This is a genomic window from Pseudomonas sp. JL27(2026) (genome assembly GCF_056933555.1).
Genome location: NZ_CM167794.1, coordinates 4,390,937 through 4,408,567 on the forward strand (window position 1 = coordinate 4,390,937; position 17,631 = coordinate 4,408,567).

At 60.6% G+C, this 17,631-nt stretch carries 19 protein-coding genes and 2 pseudogenes; 13 read left to right on the forward strand and 8 right to left on the reverse strand.

The annotated features are described in order from the left end of the window. The first annotated feature begins 50 nt into the window (after positions 1-50). From AC1Z1G_RS19955 to AC1Z1G_RS19965, 3 genes and pseudogenes are all read left to right on the forward strand, one after another. On the forward strand, positions 51-1,370 hold the full coding sequence (locus AC1Z1G_RS19955) for a methyl-accepting chemotaxis protein (protein ID WP_483622010.1): 1,320 nt from the start codon (positions 51-53) through the stop codon (positions 1,368-1,370). Between the two features lie 90 nt (positions 1,371-1,460). Further along, positions 1,461-2,000, forward strand: coding sequence for a DUF1003 domain-containing protein (locus tag AC1Z1G_RS19960; RefSeq protein ID WP_483622012.1), 540 nt, complete (start codon positions 1,461-1,463; stop codon positions 1,998-2,000). A 24-nt stretch (positions 2,001-2,024) separates the two neighbouring features. After that, a pseudogene (locus tag AC1Z1G_RS19965) lies at positions 2,025-2,136 on the forward strand (antibiotic biosynthesis monooxygenase); the annotation flags it as partial. 42 nt (positions 2,137-2,178) lie between these two features. Here the strand turns inward: AC1Z1G_RS19965 and AC1Z1G_RS19970 are convergent. Beyond that, positions 2,179-2,505: a DUF2025 family protein gene (locus AC1Z1G_RS19970; RefSeq protein WP_347901568.1), complete on the reverse strand. Its 327-nt coding sequence runs from the start codon at positions 2,503-2,505 to the stop codon at positions 2,179-2,181. Positions 2,506-2,754: 249 nt separating this feature from the next. Here AC1Z1G_RS19970 and AC1Z1G_RS19975 point away from each other — a divergent pair, with 249 nt between their 5' ends. Continuing rightward, positions 2,755-3,882 carry a glycerophosphodiester phosphodiesterase gene (locus AC1Z1G_RS19975; RefSeq protein WP_483622014.1) on the forward strand — a complete coding sequence of 376 codons (1,128 nt, stop codon included), beginning with the start codon at positions 2,755-2,757 and terminating at the stop codon, positions 3,880-3,882. Further along, entirely contained in the window at positions 3,883-4,566 is a 684-nt protein-coding gene (locus AC1Z1G_RS19980; RefSeq protein WP_483622016.1) for a helix-turn-helix transcriptional regulator, read from the forward strand. Positions 4,567-4,570: 4 nt separating this feature from the next. Here AC1Z1G_RS19980 and AC1Z1G_RS19985 read toward each other — a convergent pair whose 3' ends face one another. Beyond that, positions 4,571-5,458 (reverse strand): sterol desaturase family protein, encoded by an 888-nt coding sequence (locus tag AC1Z1G_RS19985; RefSeq protein ID WP_483622018.1) that lies wholly within the window; start codon positions 5,456-5,458, stop codon positions 4,571-4,573. Between the two features lie 154 nt (positions 5,459-5,612). Between AC1Z1G_RS19985 and AC1Z1G_RS19990 the strand changes: the two genes are divergently transcribed. Further along, positions 5,613-5,933, forward strand: coding sequence for a PepSY domain-containing protein (locus AC1Z1G_RS19990; protein ID WP_483622020.1), 321 nt, complete (start codon positions 5,613-5,615; stop codon positions 5,931-5,933). Positions 5,934-6,079: 146 nt separating this feature from the next. Here the strand turns inward: AC1Z1G_RS19990 and AC1Z1G_RS19995 are convergent, their stop codons facing one another. After that, complete coding sequence (locus AC1Z1G_RS19995) at positions 6,080-7,705, reverse strand: methyl-accepting chemotaxis protein (protein ID WP_483622022.1); 1,626 nt, start codon at positions 7,703-7,705, stop codon at positions 6,080-6,082. A gap of 276 nt (positions 7,706-7,981) precedes the next feature. Between AC1Z1G_RS19995 and AC1Z1G_RS20000 the strand changes: the two genes are divergently transcribed. From AC1Z1G_RS20000 to AC1Z1G_RS20015, 4 genes are all read left to right on the forward strand, one after another. Further along, complete coding sequence (locus tag AC1Z1G_RS20000; RefSeq protein WP_483622023.1) at positions 7,982-9,004, forward strand: transporter; 1,023 nt, start codon at positions 7,982-7,984, stop codon at positions 9,002-9,004. Between the two features lie 174 nt (positions 9,005-9,178). Continuing rightward, complete coding sequence (locus AC1Z1G_RS20005; RefSeq protein ID WP_483622024.1) at positions 9,179-10,789, forward strand: inorganic phosphate transporter; 1,611 nt, start codon at positions 9,179-9,181, stop codon at positions 10,787-10,789. A gap of 195 nt (positions 10,790-10,984) precedes the next feature. Continuing rightward, positions 10,985-11,848 carry a hypothetical protein gene (locus tag AC1Z1G_RS20010; RefSeq protein ID WP_483622025.1) on the forward strand — a complete coding sequence of 288 codons (864 nt, stop codon included), beginning with the start codon at positions 10,985-10,987 and terminating at the stop codon, positions 11,846-11,848. Continuing rightward, positions 11,848-12,570, forward strand: a complete 723-nt coding sequence (locus AC1Z1G_RS20015; RefSeq protein ID WP_347901574.1) for a TylF/MycF/NovP-related O-methyltransferase — start codon at positions 11,848-11,850, stop codon at positions 12,568-12,570. Before AC1Z1G_RS20010 ends, AC1Z1G_RS20015 begins: the two co-directional genes overlap by 1 nt. 84 nt (positions 12,571-12,654) lie before the next feature. On the opposite strand, the gene AC1Z1G_RS20020 is transcribed toward AC1Z1G_RS20015, so the two are convergent. Then, positions 12,655-13,086: a multidrug/biocide efflux PACE transporter gene (locus AC1Z1G_RS20020; protein ID WP_483622027.1), complete on the reverse strand. Its 432-nt coding sequence runs from the start codon at positions 13,084-13,086 to the stop codon at positions 12,655-12,657. An 89-nt stretch (positions 13,087-13,175) separates the two neighbouring features. On the opposite strand from AC1Z1G_RS20020, the gene AC1Z1G_RS20025 reads away from it, so the two are divergent. Then, the gene (locus AC1Z1G_RS20025) at positions 13,176-14,030 is read left to right on the forward strand and encodes a LysR family transcriptional regulator (protein WP_483622029.1); all 855 of its coding nucleotides are present in this window, start codon (positions 13,176-13,178) and stop codon (positions 14,028-14,030) included. A 3-nt stretch (positions 14,031-14,033) separates the two neighbouring features. On the opposite strand, the gene AC1Z1G_RS20030 is transcribed toward AC1Z1G_RS20025, so the two are convergent. The 4 genes and pseudogenes from AC1Z1G_RS20030 to AC1Z1G_RS20045 form a co-directional block, all read right to left on the reverse strand. After that, a complete protein-coding gene (locus AC1Z1G_RS20030; protein ID WP_483622031.1) occupies positions 14,034-15,290 on the reverse strand; it encodes an RNA polymerase sigma factor in 1,257 nt (418 codons plus the stop codon). Further along, positions 15,290-15,781 (reverse strand): SRPBCC family protein, encoded by a 492-nt coding sequence (locus tag AC1Z1G_RS20035; protein ID WP_483622032.1) that lies wholly within the window; start codon positions 15,779-15,781, stop codon positions 15,290-15,292. Before AC1Z1G_RS20035 ends, AC1Z1G_RS20030 begins: the two co-directional genes overlap by 1 nt. A 26-nt stretch (positions 15,782-15,807) precedes the next feature. Continuing rightward, complete coding sequence (locus tag AC1Z1G_RS20040) at positions 15,808-16,152, reverse strand: YciI family protein (protein WP_483622034.1); 345 nt, start codon at positions 16,150-16,152, stop codon at positions 15,808-15,810. Positions 16,153-16,256: 104 nt separating this feature from the next. Continuing rightward, positions 16,257-16,355 (reverse strand): annotated as a pseudogene (locus tag AC1Z1G_RS20045) (YybH family protein); the annotation flags it as partial. A 142-nt stretch (positions 16,356-16,497) separates the two neighbouring features. Here AC1Z1G_RS20045 and AC1Z1G_RS20050 point away from each other — a divergent pair. Both AC1Z1G_RS20050 and AC1Z1G_RS20055 read left to right on the forward strand, forming a co-directional pair. Further along, positions 16,498-16,983 (forward strand): GNAT family N-acetyltransferase, encoded by a 486-nt coding sequence (locus tag AC1Z1G_RS20050; protein ID WP_483622035.1) that lies wholly within the window; start codon positions 16,498-16,500, stop codon positions 16,981-16,983. Positions 16,984-17,015: 32 nt separating this feature from the next. Continuing rightward, entirely contained in the window at positions 17,016-17,621 is a 606-nt protein-coding gene (locus tag AC1Z1G_RS20055; protein WP_483622037.1) for a pyridoxamine 5'-phosphate oxidase family protein, read from the forward strand. Positions 17,622-17,631: the final 10 nt, after the last annotated feature.

Below are 17,631 nucleotides of genomic sequence, written 5' to 3' on the forward strand. Positions count from 1 at the left end.
CGGCACAGGAGCCGACTCCGCGTTTATCCCACTCCAGAGCACCCGCGACCATGCTATTTAACCGCCAAAAGAAAACCATCGAAGCCCTGCAAGACACCGTTGCCCGGCAGGCCAGCCTCCTGCACGCCATCGACCGTTCGATGGCGGTGGTCGAATTCGACCTCAATGGAACGGTGCTGCACGTCAACGACAACTTTCTCAAGGCCATGGGTTTTCGGCGCGAACAGGTCATCGGCCAATCCCACCGCCGGTTCTGTACAGCGGATTTTGCCCGCAGCAGTGCCTACACACAGCTATGGGACGACTTGAAAAAAGGACAATTCGTCTCGGGCACCTTCGAACGGGTCAGCGGCAGTGGTCAGCCGGTCTGGCTGGAAGCCAGTTATAACCCCATCAAGGATGCGTCGGGCAAGGTCATGAAAGTGGTCAAGTACGCACTCGACGTGACCGACAATATGCAACAGGAGAGTGAATCCAAGGCCAAACTCCAGGCCATTGACCGTGCGATGGCCGTGATCGAATTCAACCTCGACGGCAGCGTGATCAGTGCCAATCAGAATTTCCTCAATCGCCTCGGCTACAGCCTCAGCGAACTCAAGGGCAAACATCACCGGCTGTTCTGTAAGCCGGAACTGGCCAACAGCGATGCTTACCAGGACTTCTGGCACCGACTCAATCAGGGCGAATTTTTCAACGGCCAGTTCGAGCGCATTGATAAGCACGGCCGTACCTTGTGGCTCGAAGCCAACTACAACCCGGTGTACGACGCCAGCGGTCGGCTGTGCAAAGTGGTGAAGTTTGCCTCTGACGTGACCGCGATGGTCGAGCAACATGAACAGGACGCCCGCAGTGCCACGCAGGCGTACCACATCTCGGTTGAAACCCGAAAAGTCGCCGAGCACGGCACCGAAGTGATTCAGAACACGGCCAGTGAGATGCGCGAAATTGCCGCCAACATTGACGGCTCCTCTACCTTGATCGCCGAACTCGGCGAACGCTCTGAGCAGATCACGGCCATCGTCAACACCATCTGTGCCATTGCCGATCAGACCAACCTGTTGGCCCTCAATGCCGCCATCGAAGCCGCGCGTGCCGGTGAACAAGGACGTGGCTTCGCGGTGGTGGCCGATGAAGTGCGGCAACTGGCGGCACGCACCAGTGGTTCCACGGCAGAAATCTCAACGATGATCGGCCTGATCCAGAGCCAGACACGCGATGCCATCAGGAGCATGGACAGCACCCGCGACCGTGCCGCCGAAGGGGTCAGGCTGGCGGACAAAGCCGGAACGGTAATCGTGCAGATTCGTGACGGCGCGAGCAACGCGGTGCAAGCCGTCAGTATGTTCGCCAACGAGCGCGCCCCGCGCTGAAGGGCCGCACACGCGACGCCTGAACCGACGTCGCGCAAAGGCTGGCAGGGCTATAGTGAAGTTCAGTCCCAGCCTGTTGCAGAGATCCCCATGACTTCAACCACTCCTGAAAACGAACCGGCAGCCCCCGTCGATCACCTGCGCTTTCATCGTCCTCACGCCCACCTCGCACCGACCTTCGGCAATGATCGGTTTGCCCTGCGCGCCGAGGCGTTTGCACGGTTCTTCGGCACACCGACCTTTCTTGGCGCGCAAACCCTGATCGTGGTGATCTGGGTCTGCCTCAACCTGTTCGGCGTGACTCACTTCGACGTTTACCCGTTCATCCTGCTCAACCTGGCGTTCAGCCTGCAATCGGCTTATGCGGCGCCACTGATTCTACTGGCGCAAACCCGTCAGGCCGCGCGCGACAAAGCCCAGTCCGACGCCGACGCGCAACACCGCGAAGCCCTGGCCGTTGCCAACAGCGAACGTCAGGCCCAGGCGGCGCAGAACACCGCGCAGCTAATGACATTGCTTGAGCAAAATACGCGCCTGACCGAAATGACCAAAACCCTCACCGAACGCATCGAAAACCTGACAAGCGAGATGCATCAGCATTTTGTACGCAAGGATGCCCCCAAGGCTTGACCACGTGACTCGGACAGCCGGACAGCGGCGGTTCTGGCCTGGAAACACCCTCCCGAGCACAGCGCGATTCGTGAACGCCGACGTTCGACCTCGCACTCGTGGCCATACGCACGAGTGCAAGGTCGAACGGGCTTGAGCCATAACCCGTGTGGAGCGCCTGACGCGCACCGCAGAACATTCAGCTCTGCACCAGACTCCTCATCGCTGCAATCTCCGGCACTTCCCGCCGATTCATGTACACCCGCAAGGGTTCGGTGATGTTGATGCGGTCGTCGATATTCTGATCCAGCAGCAACTGGATCAGATCACGCTTGAGGGTCATGGTCTGGCCGTCCTGCGCGGCCCAGACAAACTCGCTGGTGGGGATGATGCCGTCATCGGCCACGTCCATGCCGAAGGAGTCTTCGCTGAAACGTACGATGTACTGGCCGGTCTTGCGGTTCAGGCCGACGAAGCCCTTGAGTTGGTCGGCAGCCTGGCAGATAAGCTGGGAAGTGATGCGCATGGTAAACCTCACGGTGGGGTCCCAAGGGACCGCGGATCGATGGTTTACACGCAGGGCAGGATGTCGACTGTTCTGGGGTTTCCCTCTGTCGGGGAAACTGCTGGAGGCAAGAGTACTGCAAAGAACCGCACAAATGTGCTGAAAAAAGAGGCATTACGCACGTTTATGTCGGTCTGGCGATAGCACAAGCGGCGCTCAATTGTTAAAAGGTACTCCTTTAAAATCGCCCTCCAGAAAAGGACCTCGACCATGCCTGTCACCTACACCAAAAGCGCCCTGCTGCTGAGCCTGTTGCTCGGCCTTGGCCAGGCACAGGCCGCCAGCCAGCCGACCCCGAATACTCTGGCCAGCCTCAATGGCATCCCGCACCCTGCGGTGATTGCCCACCGTGGCGCGTCCTTCGATGCCCCCGAGTCCACCGCCGCCGCCTACAAACTGGCTCGCGACCTGGGTGCCGATTACCTGGAAATGGACCTGCAACGCAGCAAGGATGGCGTGCTGTTCGCCCTGCACGACAACAACCTGCAACGCACCACCGACGTCGCGACCAAATTCCCTGAGCGCAAGGACAGCCCGGCCAACGAGTTCACGATCAAAGAGCTCAAAACCCTGGACGCCGGCAGCTGGTTCAACGCCGCCCACCCGGACCGTGCCCGCCCTGCGTATGTTGGCCTGCAAATCCTGACCCTGGACGAAATCATCGACATCGCCCAAGGCAATCCGCAGCACAAACCTGGCCTGTACATCGAAACCAAGGAAGCGAAGCAGTTTCCTGGTCTTGAACGTGACCTCAAGGACAAATTGCAGGACCGTGGCTGGCTGAGCCCGGCCGGTTCCAAACTGGCCAAGAGTGAACTGGCTGTTGGCCAGGGCAAAGGCAAGGTGATCCTGCAAACCTTCGAGAAGAGCAGCCTGGAACTGCTGCAAAAAGAAATGCCGCAAGTGCCGAAAATCCTGCTGCTGTGGGTCGGTGAAGGCGGTATGGAACCCAAGTCCAAGGTGAGCTTCGCCGAATCCGGCGACAAGGACAAAGCCGCCTACTACGCCAAGCAGGAACCCAAGGACAAGGCTGAGTTCGAGCAGTGGGTCGACTACGCCAAGGCCCAGGGCGCCATCGGCACTGGTCCTTCGGCAGCGCTGACCAATGGCGGTGATCAAAGCTATTTTGACCTGGTAAAACCCTGGATGAACCAGTACACCCACGACAAAGGCATGCTGGTGCACGTCTACACCATCGACGATGCCGTGGATTACAAGAAAGTGATGGACTCAGGCGTCGACGGCATCTTCACCAACCGTGCCTCGGAGTTGCTCAAGTATTACCAGCGCCCGGCCACCGCCAGCGTTGCGCAGTTGCTTGAGAAGAACGGTTATTGAGTGAGCAAGACCTTTGATTGGACAGGCCGCCTGTGGTTAGGGCGTGATTTTGGCCTGATCCACGGTCAGCTGGGGCGCACTGCGCCCCATGCTCATTACGCCCATCAACTGATTTTAGCCCCCAGGCAACCGGTCACCGTGAGCCTTGAAGGCATTCCTTGCACGGGTCATCGGCTGTTTATCCCCTCGCTGCACCGCCACGCCATTCTCGACGCGCCCGACACGGTGTTCAGTGTCTACGCCGAACCGTTGATCTTCGATGGTGCGCACTTGCAGAGCATGCTGGCCGACGTCGAACTGTCCCTGCACAGCATCGATCACGCCATGAACCTCTGCCCCCGCCGAGCCGTCAATGACCCCCGCATCGAACGCGCACTGTCCGCCCTGGACAGGCTGCTCACCGATAAAGTCTCGGCGGCCAGCCTGGCCAATGAAGCTCATGTCTCTCTGAGTCAGCTTGAACGGCTGTTCGCCCGGCAAGTCGGTTTGCCTGTGCGGCGGCTGGTGCTCTGGCGGCGCCTGCGCCTGGCCATGGCCCTGATACTGGCCGGCAGCAACGTGACATCAGCCGCCCATGACGCGGGTTTTGCCGATGCCGCGCACTTGTCCCGCACACTGAAAAAGATCTTCGGCGTGACCGCCAGCCACGGGCTGAACGGCCTCCAGATAGCACTGCGTGACTGATGCCTCAGCGGCGCAACGGCTGCGGTACAACGGGTTCCTCGACCAATCGCTCGGGGGTGAACGGATCAAGCAACTGCTCGACGTAACCCTGAGGAAAGTCCGGTCGACTGCCAATCCCCAGGTCCCCCTGGCGGATCTGATAGTTGTCGCATTGAAAAGCCGTGCCCAGCAACCGGTCCCACAAATTGAAGAACAACCCGAAATTCACATTGCCGGCCGCGCCGTATTTCATGTGATGGAAACGGTGTACCGGTGCCCAGGCGAACACCCGCAGCAACCACCCAGGCTTCATGTCGACATTGGAATGCTGCAACAGCAACTCGATGCTGATGGCAAACGCCAGCAACGCCGCCACGTCCACGGGGATCCCCAACAGCAACAACGGCAGCAATCCCGCTAACGCTTCCAACATCTGGTGCAGGGGATGTTTCATGAGTCCGTTGAAGCCATACAGCCGCTGGACACTGTGATGCACAGCGTGCAAACGCCACAAGAACGGCACCTGGTGACTGAGATAGTGGGTCAGGCTGATGCCCGCATCGGCAATGACGATCGCCATCGACAGTTGCAGCCATAGCGGCCAACCACTGGGCCAAATGCCCTCGAACGACAGCACTGCCACCAGCCCCGGCAGTGTCAGCAAGCCGAGTGCGTTCAGGGTTTCGTTGACCAGCGCATGGGCGATATCGCGTCGGCCATCCCCTTGAGACTGGTTCCAGGCAGGCTCATAGGGCAACCACCACTCCGCCAGGAATGACACCAGCAATGCACCGAGAAACACTGGCAACAGCCACCATGCAGAAAGCCCTTGCGCGCTCACCATCCCCACACCGAGACTCAAAAAGCCGCCCAGAAACAGCGGGGCATACAGTGTCGCCATCATTCGTTTCATACGGGCCTCCATTGATCCAGGCCCCAGCATGAAGCGCTGGCGTGTGCGACGATTGAACAAACGGCGCAACATGCAGCCGTTTGCCATTAAGGATGAATTAAGTTGCGCAGGCTAACCTGAGGCCACTTAAACAGCTCACACAAGGACTGACCCCATGAAGACGTTGACCACCCTGCTCACTGCTACCGCCCTGACCCTGACCGCCGGTTTCGCCATGGCGGATGTGCGTCCGGACCTGATCCCGGGCCTGCTCAAGGACGGCGCCATCATGGACATGCAGAAGCTCAATGAGGCCGCCCTGGCCCAGCACCCTGGCACCACAGCGGCAAACATCACCGACACCGAACTTGAGCACAATGCCACGACCGGCGCCTATGCTTACGAAGTCGAAATCCGTGACGCCAAGAACGTTAAGTGGGACGTGACACTGGACGCCAAGACCGGCCAGGTACTGAGCAACAAGCAAGACAAGTAACGCACCCAACAAAAAGCCGCGAGACCTTCGGGTCTCGCGGCTTTTTTGCACCTCGGCGGTAAATGCCCGCAGGGTTACGCCCTTGTAGAGTCATCGTGTAGCAACTCGGTGACCGGGTCGCAACACGATGAGGCAGGCAGGTTGAATCAGGCGCTCAGGCGCGCCGTCACTTCGTTCAACTGCCCCGACAACCCTTGCAGGTTGTGGCTGGCGGCCTCGGTGCGTTGCACGTTGTCCATATTGGTACTGGCGATGCTGGTGATCTCGGTCAGGTTGCGCGAAATGTCTTCGGCGACCGAGGTCTGCTCTTCGGCCGCGGTCGCGATCTGACGGTTCATGTCGCGAATCGCTTCCACCGACGCGGTGATGCGCTCCAGCATGGCGCCGGCCTCTGTCACCTGCTCGACGCTTTCTTCGCTGCGCGACTGGCCGCTTTCAATGGCCTGCGCCGCGTCCACTGCACCGGTCTGCACGCTCTGGATGATCTGGTTGATCTCGATGATCGAAGCCGCCGTGCGCTGGGCCAGGCTACGGACTTCATCGGCCACTACGGCAAACCCGCGTCCGGCTTCACCGGCCCGGGCCGCTTCGATGGCAGCGTTCAGTGCCAGCAAGTTGGTCTGCTCGGCAATGCCGCGAATCACTTCCAACACCTTGCCGATGCGCCCGCTGTCGGCTTCCAGACGACGGATGACCGTGGCGGTGTTGGCGATTTCGCCGCGCATCTGGGTGATGGTGTAAATCGTCCCCTGCATGACCTTTTCGCCTTGCTGGGCCGACTGGTCGGCGTCGTCGGCCGCTTTCGCCGCGTCGGCCGCATGCCGCGCCACTTCCTGAGCGGTGGCAGACATCTCGTTCATCGCCGTGGCCACCTGATCAGTGCGGTTGAACTGCTCGTTGGTGCCGCTGGCCATCAGCCCGGCAATCGAGTTCAGTTCACCGCTGGCGCTGTTCAGGTCAGTGGCGCTGCGTTGCAGACGGCTGAAGGTTTCTGCCAGGAAATCACGCAAGGTATTGGCCGCAACGGCCAACCGACCCAGTTCATCCTGACGGTCGTTGTTCACGCGCTCGGAGAAACGACCCTGGCTCAACTGCGCCACGTACTCGATCAACTTGCGAATCGGGTCGACCAATTGACGGTTGACCAGCCACAGGCTGAGCAAGCCAATCAACAGACCCGAAGCGAGCATCACCACGATCCCCAGTAACACGGTGCGGTCGGCACTGGCGCTGATCAGCGCCGATTGCTCGACACCTTGCTTGCGCAAGTCGATGACCAGTTCGCTCATCTGTTCACTGGCGGCGCGGTCCACACCTTTGACGGCATTGTCCCCGACGGCTGCGTCGGCACCGGCGGCCACGTAAGCGTCACGGCCCTTCTGGTACGCGCCACCCAATACACGATGGGCTTCACGCAGGCTTTCCAGGCGATTCTTGAGTGAAGCGTCAATGCCCCGCTCGTGGGTCAGCTCACCCAGGATTTTCTGGACATCCGCCTGGCGCTCTTCAAATTGTTTCCAGTACTTGTCCAACTCGGCCGGCTGCTTGCCGCGCAGCAGAACGTTTTTCCATTCCTGAACCTGGGCCTTGAACTGCAGGTTGGCCTCATCGATCAGTTGCGAGGTATGCAGCGGGCCTTCGATCAGGTTGCTATAGCTCTGCACCCCGTTGGAGAGGAAGTGAAAGCAGGCCAATGCGATCAACAGCATCGCAAACAGGCTGCCGCTGAGCAGTGCCAGGATTTGAGCTCTCAGGGATTTGTGCAAAAACATCGAGTGATACTCATGACAGGGATGAGGCACGCACCGCACGGGCATGCAAAGTGTCCGGACATCCCTGTCAGCAACGCTTCGGCCCACAGCCAGAAGCGTGCACGTTAACGTTTATGCCATCGGCGCTACGGGCGCTTTCTTGAGGCAATCCGACCACCGGTCGAAGGCAATTTACCGGCGCCGTCAAATCGTCACAAAACGGTCAAAAAGCCTTGCAATGATGCGGCTCAAGTGAGCCTGTGAACGTTCTGACAGGCGCCTCCCCAGCGAGACTCAATGAACCACAGCATTGACCAACGTCACCGTGATTCTGACCTGTTCGGCCTGCTCTACGGCTTCAGCTTTCGTCCCGGCGAACGCGGCCGCGAGATCGATTCGGCCAAGGCGTTGCAGTATTTGCAGGTACCGGACGACCCCGAGCAGTTCCTCTGGCTGCATTTGAACCTGGCCCACGCCGCGTGCGAGCGCTGGATGAAAAGCCATCTGGCGCTGCCGGACGAATTCTTCGAGGCGCTGCACGAAGGCTCACGTTCAACCCGCATTGAACACGTCGACAGCGCGTTGCTCGCGGTGGTCAACGATGTGGTGTTCAACCTCAGCAGCATGGTGTCCTCGGACGTCTCGACCCTGTGGGTCTGCGCCCGCAGTCGGTTGATTGTCAGTGCGCGCCTGCAACCGCTGCACTCGGTGGACAAACTGCGTTCCTCGGTCAAGGCCGGCGAGTGCTTTCGCTCACCGCTTGAATTGCTGGTGCATTTGCTGCGCGACCAGGGCGAAGTGCTGACGCAGATCGTGCGCAAGACCAGCCAGAGCGTCGATCAGATCGAAGATGAGTTGCTGTCCTCGCGCCTGTCCACCAACCGCGCCGAACTGGGCGCCAACCGCCGGGTGCTGGTGCGGTTGCAGCGGTTACTGGCGCTGGAGCCCGGTTCGTTACTGCGGCTGCTGAACCGGCCGCCGCCCTGGTTGCAGAAAGACGACGTCAAGGAGCTGCGCAAGTCCACCGAGGAGTTCGCGCTGATCATCAACGACCTCACGGCCCTCGGTGAGCGGATCAAGCTGTTGCAGGAAGAAATCGCCGCCAACCTCAACGAACAGAGCAACCGCACGCTGTTTACCCTGACCGTGGTCACCGTACTGGCGCTGCCGATCAACATCATTGCCGGTTTCTTCGGCATGAATGTCGGCGGGATTCCGCTTTCCGGCGACCCGCAAGGCTTCTGGATCCTGGTAGCACTGGTGGCAACTTTCACCGTGCTGGCGGGGCGCTGGGCGTTTCGCAAGCGCCAGGATTACTGAGCACATTTCAGCCCAACCATTCACTGTGGCGAGGGAGCTTGCTCCCTCACCACAGGTAGTGCATTCGGATCAATGGGCCCGGAAAAAACCTAAACCCTGATCTGAGGCAGCCTCTGTGTAACATTTAGCAACGATCATGGCGGGCACTCCTTTCTTCCACAGGACTGTCCGGCAATGGCTACTCCTTCCTTGACTGCCGCCTCCCCCGCCAGCGACACCCGGCCGGCACTCGATGCAAAAACCGGTGTGTTCACCACCGTGGTGTTTTTCGCGGTACTGGCCATGGGATTGCTGTTCACCGCCTACAGCCTGATGCACGACATGCACGAACTCGGCACCACGGTGACCACCTGGACCCCGTTTCTGCTGCTTGGCGTGGCGTTGTTGATTGCCCTGGGCTTTGAGTTCGTCAACGGCTTCCATGACACCGCCAACGCGGTAGCCACGGTGATTTACACCCATTCGCTGCCGCCGCATTTCGCGGTGGTCTGGTCCGGGTTCTTCAACTTCCTCGGGGTGCTGTTGTCCAGCGGTGCCGTGGCGTTCGGCATCATCGCCCTGCTGCCGGTGGAACTGATTCTGCAAGTCGGCTCCTCCGCCGGTTTTGCGATGATCTTCGCCCTGTTGATCGCCGCCATCCTGTGGAACCTCGGCACCTGGTGGCTGGGCTTGCCGGCCTCGTCGTCCCACACGCTGATCGGTTCGATCATCGGCGTCGGTGTGGCCAACGCCCTGATGCACGGGCGCGACGGCACCAGCGGTGTCGACTGGGCGCAAGCGACCAAGATCGGTTATGCCCTGCTGCTCTCGCCGCTGATCGGCTTCGGTTTTGCCGCACTGCTGTTGCTGGCATTGCGTGCTTTCGTCAAGAACCGCGCCCTGTACAAAGCCCCGAAAGGCAACACTGCGCCGCCGTGGTGGATTCGCGGCATGCTGATCCTGACCTGCACTGGCGTGTCCTTCGCCCACGGCTCCAACGACGGCCAGAAAGGCATGGGCCTGATCATGTTGATCCTGGTCGGCACCTTGCCGATGGCCTACGCGTTGAACCGCACCATGCCGGCCGATCAGGCGTTGCAGTTCGCTGCGGTGGCCGAGGTGACCCAGCAAGCGCTGGTCAAGCATGCGCCGCAACCAGCCCCGACCGACCCGCGCACCGTGCTGTCCGACTACGTGCGCAGCAAGGAAGCCACGCCGCAGTTGATCCCCGCCCTCGCCGCATTGACCGGCAACATCGGCAACGAAGTGAAGGGCTACGGTTCGCTCTCCAAGGTCCCGGCCGAAGCCATGGGCAACGTGCGCAACGACATGTACCTGACCAGTGAAACCATCCGGTTGATGGACAAGAACCAGGTCGGCCATTTCGACGCCGATACCACCGGCAAACTGCAACTGTTCAAGCAGCAGATCGACAACGCCACGCGCTTCATTCCACTGTGGGTGAAAATCGCCGTGGCCATCGCGCTCGGGCTGGGCACCATGGTCGGCTGGAAACGCATCGTGGTGACGGTCGGCGAGAAAATCGGCAAGACCCACCTGACCTACGCCCAGGGCGCCTCGGCGGAAACCGTGGCCATGCTGACCATCGGCGCGGCGGACATGTTCGGTTTGCCTGTGTCGACCACTCACGTGCTCTCATCGGGGGTGGCCGGGACCATGGTCGCCAACGGCGGCGGCCTGCAGATGAAGACCATCCGCAACCTGCTGATGGCCTGGGTGCTGACCCTGCCGGCGGCGATTGTGTTGTCGGGAAGTTTGTACTGGTTGTTCACGCAACTGTTTTAAACTGCGCACCATTGGAAAATCCCGGGAAGGAGCACCGCCCCGGGATTTTTTTGCACCCTCGAAAAACCAAAACCGGCCTTTCATCGAAAACTCGCTGTCCCTGACCGTTAATGACCCAACGCAAAAGCAATCGGGCTTCAGTTTGTTAGCCTTATGCCGACTTAGATAAGACTCGATGCACTCAGGAGGGGAACCGTGAATCTGTACATCAATCAGCTTCAGAAGAAAGCTGACTTTAAAGAAGCCGTCTACGCCGGTGACATTTTCCTGAACACCCAGCTCACCGCGGCCAAAGAGCTTTGTGCCTTTGCCCAAGAGAGCATTACCGCCGCGTTTGACGGCGAGACCGACCACCAGGCCCTGCACCGCATGATGCCGGTCGAAGAATTCGTTGCATTGGTGACCCGTCTCAAGGGCCAGTTCACCAACAGCCAACGCGCCAAGGACCTGATCCGCGCGTTCACCCTGGAAATCGGCGTCGATCCCCAGGAGTACATTTTCGACGTGCCGCGTGTGCGTGTAGTGCCCAACTACAACTACCTGCATGCCGGTGTCAGTTACGCCTACAAACCGCACCGCGACACCTGGTACGGCAGCGTCGATTGCCAGATCAACACCTGGATGCCGGTCTACACCATCGAGCCCGAGCAGACCATGATGATCAACCCGGCGTACTTCGACGTGCCGGTGAAGAACACCTCGGCCGACTGGAGTCTGTCCGAGTGGATCAACACTCAACGCCATCGCGCCAAGGACAACCTCACCGAAGAACGTCGGGTACATCCAGTTCCTCAGGAAGAGATCAACGGCGCCTCGGAAATCCGCATCGCCGGCAATACCGGTGAAATGCTGATTTTCTCTGGCTCGCACCTGCACGGCACCGTGCCCAACTACACCGATAACACCCGCTTCAGCGTGGACTTCCGCCTGATGCACCTGGACGACCTCAAGCACAAGCGCGGCGCGATCAACGTCGACAGCGCGTGCCCGGATGTCGGCGCCGGTTTCAAAGACTATTTCCACGCCCACGACTTCTCGAATTTCCAAGGAATCAAATAATGACCAAGCGTCGCATTACGCCTGCCGAGGCCCAATACAACGAAACCCGCGCCGGCGTTCTCAAGCGGGTCGACGCCGAGTACGTGGCCGATGCGCCTTTCGTGTTCGCCAACCGCATCGGCGTGACTGCCGCGCTGTCGCGCATGGAACTGTTCAAGAAAGTGGCCGAGATCCCGGGCGCCATCGTCGAGTGCGGCGTGTACAAGGGCAACTCGCTGATGCTCTACATGCACCTGTCGATGATCCTGGAACCCTACGCGATCAACCGTTCGATCGTCGGCTTCGACACCTTCGAAGGCTTCCAGAGCATCAACAAGGACGAAGACCCGGCCGACGTCAACGAGACCATGTTCTCTGACACCGACCAGTCGCTGATCCAGGACATGATCGATGCCAACGACCTGCTGCGTCCGGTCAACCGCATCCCGCGTTGCGAACTGGTCAAGGGCGACATCTGCAAGACTGCACCTGAGTGGGTCAAGTCCCGTCCGGACCTGGTCGTGGCCATGCTGATCCTCGACACCGATCTGTACGAGTCGACTAAAGTCGCGCTGGAAACCTTCCTGCCGTACATGCCAAAAGGCGCCATCGTGGTACTGGACGAAGTGGCGTACCGCAACTTCCCGGGCGAAACCAAAGCCCTGCGCGAAGTGTTCGACCTGAACAAAATCGAACTCAAGCGCCTGCCATTCGACTCCTGCGTGGGCTACTTCCACGTTTGATCGAACCCGAGCCGCCCGCCCCTCCCGTCATGGGAGCGGGTCGGGCGCCGCTCCGCTTGCCTGCCTCGTACAAACCCTCCCGCCTCAGGCCATCCGCCGTTCCAGCATCCGCGCCCGCAGCACGTCATACGCCCAGTGATAGACATAGGTGTACGGCAGGAAAAACAGCAGCACGCCGATGTCCAGAATCAACGCCTGCATCAGGCTGACGTTCAACCACCAGGCAATCAGCGGCACACTGACCGCCACCAGCCCGCCTTCAAACAGCAAGGCATGCAAGACCCGCGTCCAGGCACTCGGGGCCAGGGCCAGGCGTTTGAGCAGACGGTCGAACAAACCATTGAACACCACGTTCCAGGCCAGCGCGATCAAGCCAATGGCAATCGTTGCAACGCCCATGTCGACCACCGGTTTGTCCATCAGCCACGCCAGCAGCGGCGTACACAGCAAGACTGCCAGCAGCTCAAAACCAATGGCCTGAAAAACACGTTCGGAAAAAGATTTCTGGGTGCTCATGATCAAGCTCCGTGGGTGAATGTGGTTGCCATCATCTGTCACCCTGCCGATACTTCATAATCAATAACCATCGATCAAGGCGATAGTTCATGGCCTCACATGAAGTCCTGCTGGCATTCGTCCAGGCAGCCACCCAAGGCTCGTTCTCAGCGGCGGCGCGCAAACTGGGCAAAAGCCAGTCGACCATCAGCGCAGCCGTTGCCAGCCTGGAAATCGACCTGAACGTGACGCTGTTCGACCGCAGCAGCCGCAAGCCCGGCCTGACCCCGGCCGGCCACGTCATGTTGCAACGCGCCGAAGACATCCTCGCCGCCACCAGCCGCCTGGAAATGACCGCCGCCCAACTGTCCGGTGGGGTCGAACCCAAACTGACCGTGGCGATATCCGACACCTATCAGTCGAACCGTTTCGAATCCGTACTCAGCGCCTTCGAACAGCGTTACCCGGATCTGGAACTCGAATGCCTGATTGCCGAGTGCGATGACCTGGTGGCGCTCGTGCAGCGCGGCCGGGCGCATATTGCCTTTGCCGAAATGCAGGCCCATTACCCCGCCGACCTGAACAGCGCGACCCTCGACGAACGCACGGAAATCGCGCTGTTCGTCTCCCGCGAACATCCACTGGCGAGCGTGACGACGATCGACCAACAGGCCCTGCAACAACACCGCGAGTTGCGTCTGGCGACCATCGTCAACCCGTACGAAACCCGCGCTCGGGGACGAGTCTGGTCGGCGCCGAGTTACTTGATGCTGCTGGAAATGGCCCAGGGCGGTTTCGGCTGGGCGCCCTTGCCACGCTGGCTGGCGGGGCGTTTCGGTGCGGGAACATTGCAGGAACTCAAGGTGCGTGGCTGGCCGAAACCGGTGGCGGTCGATGCGCTCTGGTCACGGTTGCACCCGCCGGGGCCCGCGGGGAGCTGGTTGCTGGCCAAGATGCTGGAGTGACGCTCACGGTCGCAACCTCGCGCCATACGCCAACTCACTCAGCCGCCGCTCGATAAACCGCCGCTCCGGCGCTTGCCGGGTCAGCTCAAGGGCGCGCCGATACGCCGCCCGGGCCTCTTCAGTGCGCCCCAACTGTCGACAAAACTCGGCCCGTGCCGAGTGCGCCAGGTGATAGTCGAGCAAATCGCCCCGCGCCAGAATGCCTTCGATCAGCAGTAGCCCTGCCAACGGTCCATCACGCTGGGCCAGGGCAGCGGCGCGGTTGAGTTCGATCACCGGCGACGGCACCGCTCGTAACAAGACGTCGTACAGCCCGACGATTTGCGGCCAGTCGGTTTCCTGCGCACTCGGCGCTTCGGCATGCACCGCCGAGATTGCGGCTTGCAGGCAGTAGGGGCCGAAACCCCGTGTGCTCAACGCCCGCTCGAGCAGCCCGCAGCCTTCGGCAATCAGTTCGGCAACCCACAGTGAACGGTCTTGCTGATCGAGCACAATCAACTCGCCGGTGACCGACGTCCGGGCCGGGCGCCGCGACTCATTGAGCAGCATCAGCGCCAGCAGCCCCATCACCTCGGGCTCGGGGAGCAACTCCAGCAACAGTCGCCCCAGACGAATCGCTTCGCGGGTCAGGTCTTCGCGGGTCAACTCACTGCCGCCCGACGCCGAATAGCCTTCGTTGAACACCAGGTAAATCACCCGCAACACGCTGTCCAGGCGCTCGGGTAATTCGCCCATGGACGGTACTTGATAAGGGATATTTGCGTCGCGGATCTTGGCTTTGGCGCGCACGATGCGCTGGGCGATGGTGGCGGGTGCCGAGAGAAAGGCCCGGGCGATTTCTTCGGTGGTCAGGTCGCAGACCTCCCGCAGCGTCAACGGCACTTGCGCGTCCGCCGCCAGCGCCGGATGGCAGCAGGTAAAGATCAGCCGCAGGCGATCATCCTCCACGTCTTCGGTACTCCACTCGGTCTCCTCGAGTGCCTCCAACTGCGCGATCAGGGCCGGTTGCGCGGCGGTGAATCGCGCTCGACGGCGTAGACCGTCGATGGCCTTGAAGCGCCCGGTGGACACCAGCCAGGCGCGCGGGTTATCCGGCACGCCATCGCGCTGCCAGCGTTCGACCGCAACGAAGAAGGCTTCATGCAGGGCCTCTTCGGCGAGGTCGAAATCGCCCAGCAAACGAATCAACGTCGCCAGGATGCGCCGCGATTCGTTGCGGTAAACCGCCTCGACCAGCGCCTTGACCGGATCGCCCGGCATCAGTCCGGCATGCCTGTGGTCACCAGGGTCACCAAGCGGTCCAGGCTCTGCCCCCACCCCTCATGGAACCCCATGGCTTCGTGGGCCTGGCGGTCCTCTTCACTCCAGTGCATGGCGCGGGCGGTGTAGAGGGTTTTGCCATCGACCTCTTCAAACGTCACTTCAGCGGTCATGAACGGCTTGCCCGAGGGAACCCAGCCAGGTGTGAACGCATCGGTGAAGACCAATCGTTGCGGGGCGACGATTTCCAGAAAGACGCCGCAGGTCGGGTACTCGCTGCCGTCCGGCGCACGCATCAGGGTACGAAACTGACCGCCGACCCACAGGTCCATTTCACACTCCGGCGTGGTCATGCCGTGAGGCCCCCACCACTGGGCGAGCAGCGCAGGCTCGGTCCAGGCGCGGAACAGTTTGCGGCGCGGCGCATCAATCAAACGGCTGATGGACAACTCATGCTCGGCAGGCGGGTGGCCTGCTCCGGGAAGACTCATGGCGATACTCCTGTTTATGATTTTTATCAGGGATTCAATGTGCGAACCGGGCGCACTTCAACACTGCCGACCCGGGCAGCCGGGATCTTGCCGGCCACCTGAATCGCCTCGTTCAAGTCCTTGGCATCGATCAGGTAGAAACCGGCCAACTGCTCCTTGGTTTCGGCGAACGGGCCATCGGTGATCGACAGTTTGCCGCCGCGCATGCGCACCGTGGTGGCCGTCTGGACCGACTCCAGCGCCTCGGCGGCGAGCATCCGTCCACTGCCCTGGACCGACTCGGCATAGGCCATGCACTCGGCGTCTTTCGGGCTGTCGGGCAAGCTGTGCAGCAGGTGTTCGTCGCTGTAGACCAGGCATAGGTATTTCATGGAATTCTCCGTGATCAGGCTGATCAACTATGGCCGCAGATGGGAGGTTTGGCGAACATCCCGACGATCAGGGGTGCAGGTCGAACAATACGGCGCTTGTCGGCGTACAAGCCCATGACTTTTTCCACATCCTTGCTGATTACCGCCTGACGGCAGGTCTCGATCAGGGCCTGGATTTCAGTGTTTATCCTTGGTGCATTCATGATGCAACTCCGAGTGTTTTAGCGTGAAGACACCCTTAGTCGTCTGGCCAACAGACCCATCGACAGCCCAAAAAAATAAATTTCAATGCATCAAACTCGCTAGAATCCGGGCCTCACCTTTGTCGGACCATGGACACCGCCAGTGACTACCCAGCTCGTTCCCTACGAACACCTGAACGCCGTTCAGCGCCTGCAAGTCGAAGCCATCGAAATCCATCCACAACAAAAGCAGTTTTCCGGTGACATCCACGGCGCCCTGCACTCACTGGGCGGCACGCCCACTGACAGCATCAAGGGCTTCGCGCTCCTTCGCGAAGACGTTCCCGTCGCGTTTCTGCTGCTCAAGCGTCCGCCGTTCCTGCCGGACTGGGCCAGCGAAGACACCGCCACCCTGCATGCCCTGCAAGTCGACCATCGCCTGCAAGGCAAGGGCCTGGGCAAAGCCTGCCTGCAAGCCCTGCCCGGAGTGGCCCGCCAGGCCTGGCCGCAGATCAAGGGGCTGGAATTGTCGGTGGATGCCCACAACGAATCGGCATTGGGGCTGTACCTCAAGCAAGGCTGGGTCGACCGCGGCGAAGCCTACAAGGGCCGGATCGGCTACGAGCGACGCATGGCCCTGGCCTTCTGAACCCACAGCGACCTTTACGGATGAAGTGAACAATGCTGACAACCATTGAGCAACTTGAAACGATCTACGGCCTGCCCCACGACCGCGCGGTACGCAAGCAAATCCCCTTTTTGAACCAGGACTACCAGGCCATGGTGCGCGCCTCGCCCCTGGTGATTGTGAGTTCGGTCAGCCCCGAGGGCATGGATGCATCGCCACGGGGCGATGCTCCGGGTTTTGTGCGGATCATCGACGACCAGACCCTGGCGATCCCGGACCGCCCCGGCAACAACCGCATCGACACCCTGCGCAACCTCATTGTCGATTCGCGGGTGGGGCTGTTATTCATCATTCCGGGGATTGGCGAAACCTTGCGAGTCAACGGCACTGCGACCATCAGCGATGACCCCGAGCTGCTGGAGAGCTTTGCCGTCAACGGCAAACCGGCACGCACGGTGATTCTGGTGACCGTGCAAGCGGCGTATTTCCACTGCTCCAAAGCCATCGTCCGCTCAGACTTGTGGAACCCGGAAAAACACCTGGACCGGTCCGCCCTGCCAACGGCCGGGGCCTTTCACAAACGCCTGAACGATGGCCAGTTCGATGCCGAAGCCTACGACCGGGAAGCCCCGATCCGGGCACTGAACAGCCTCTATTGAGCGCGCAATA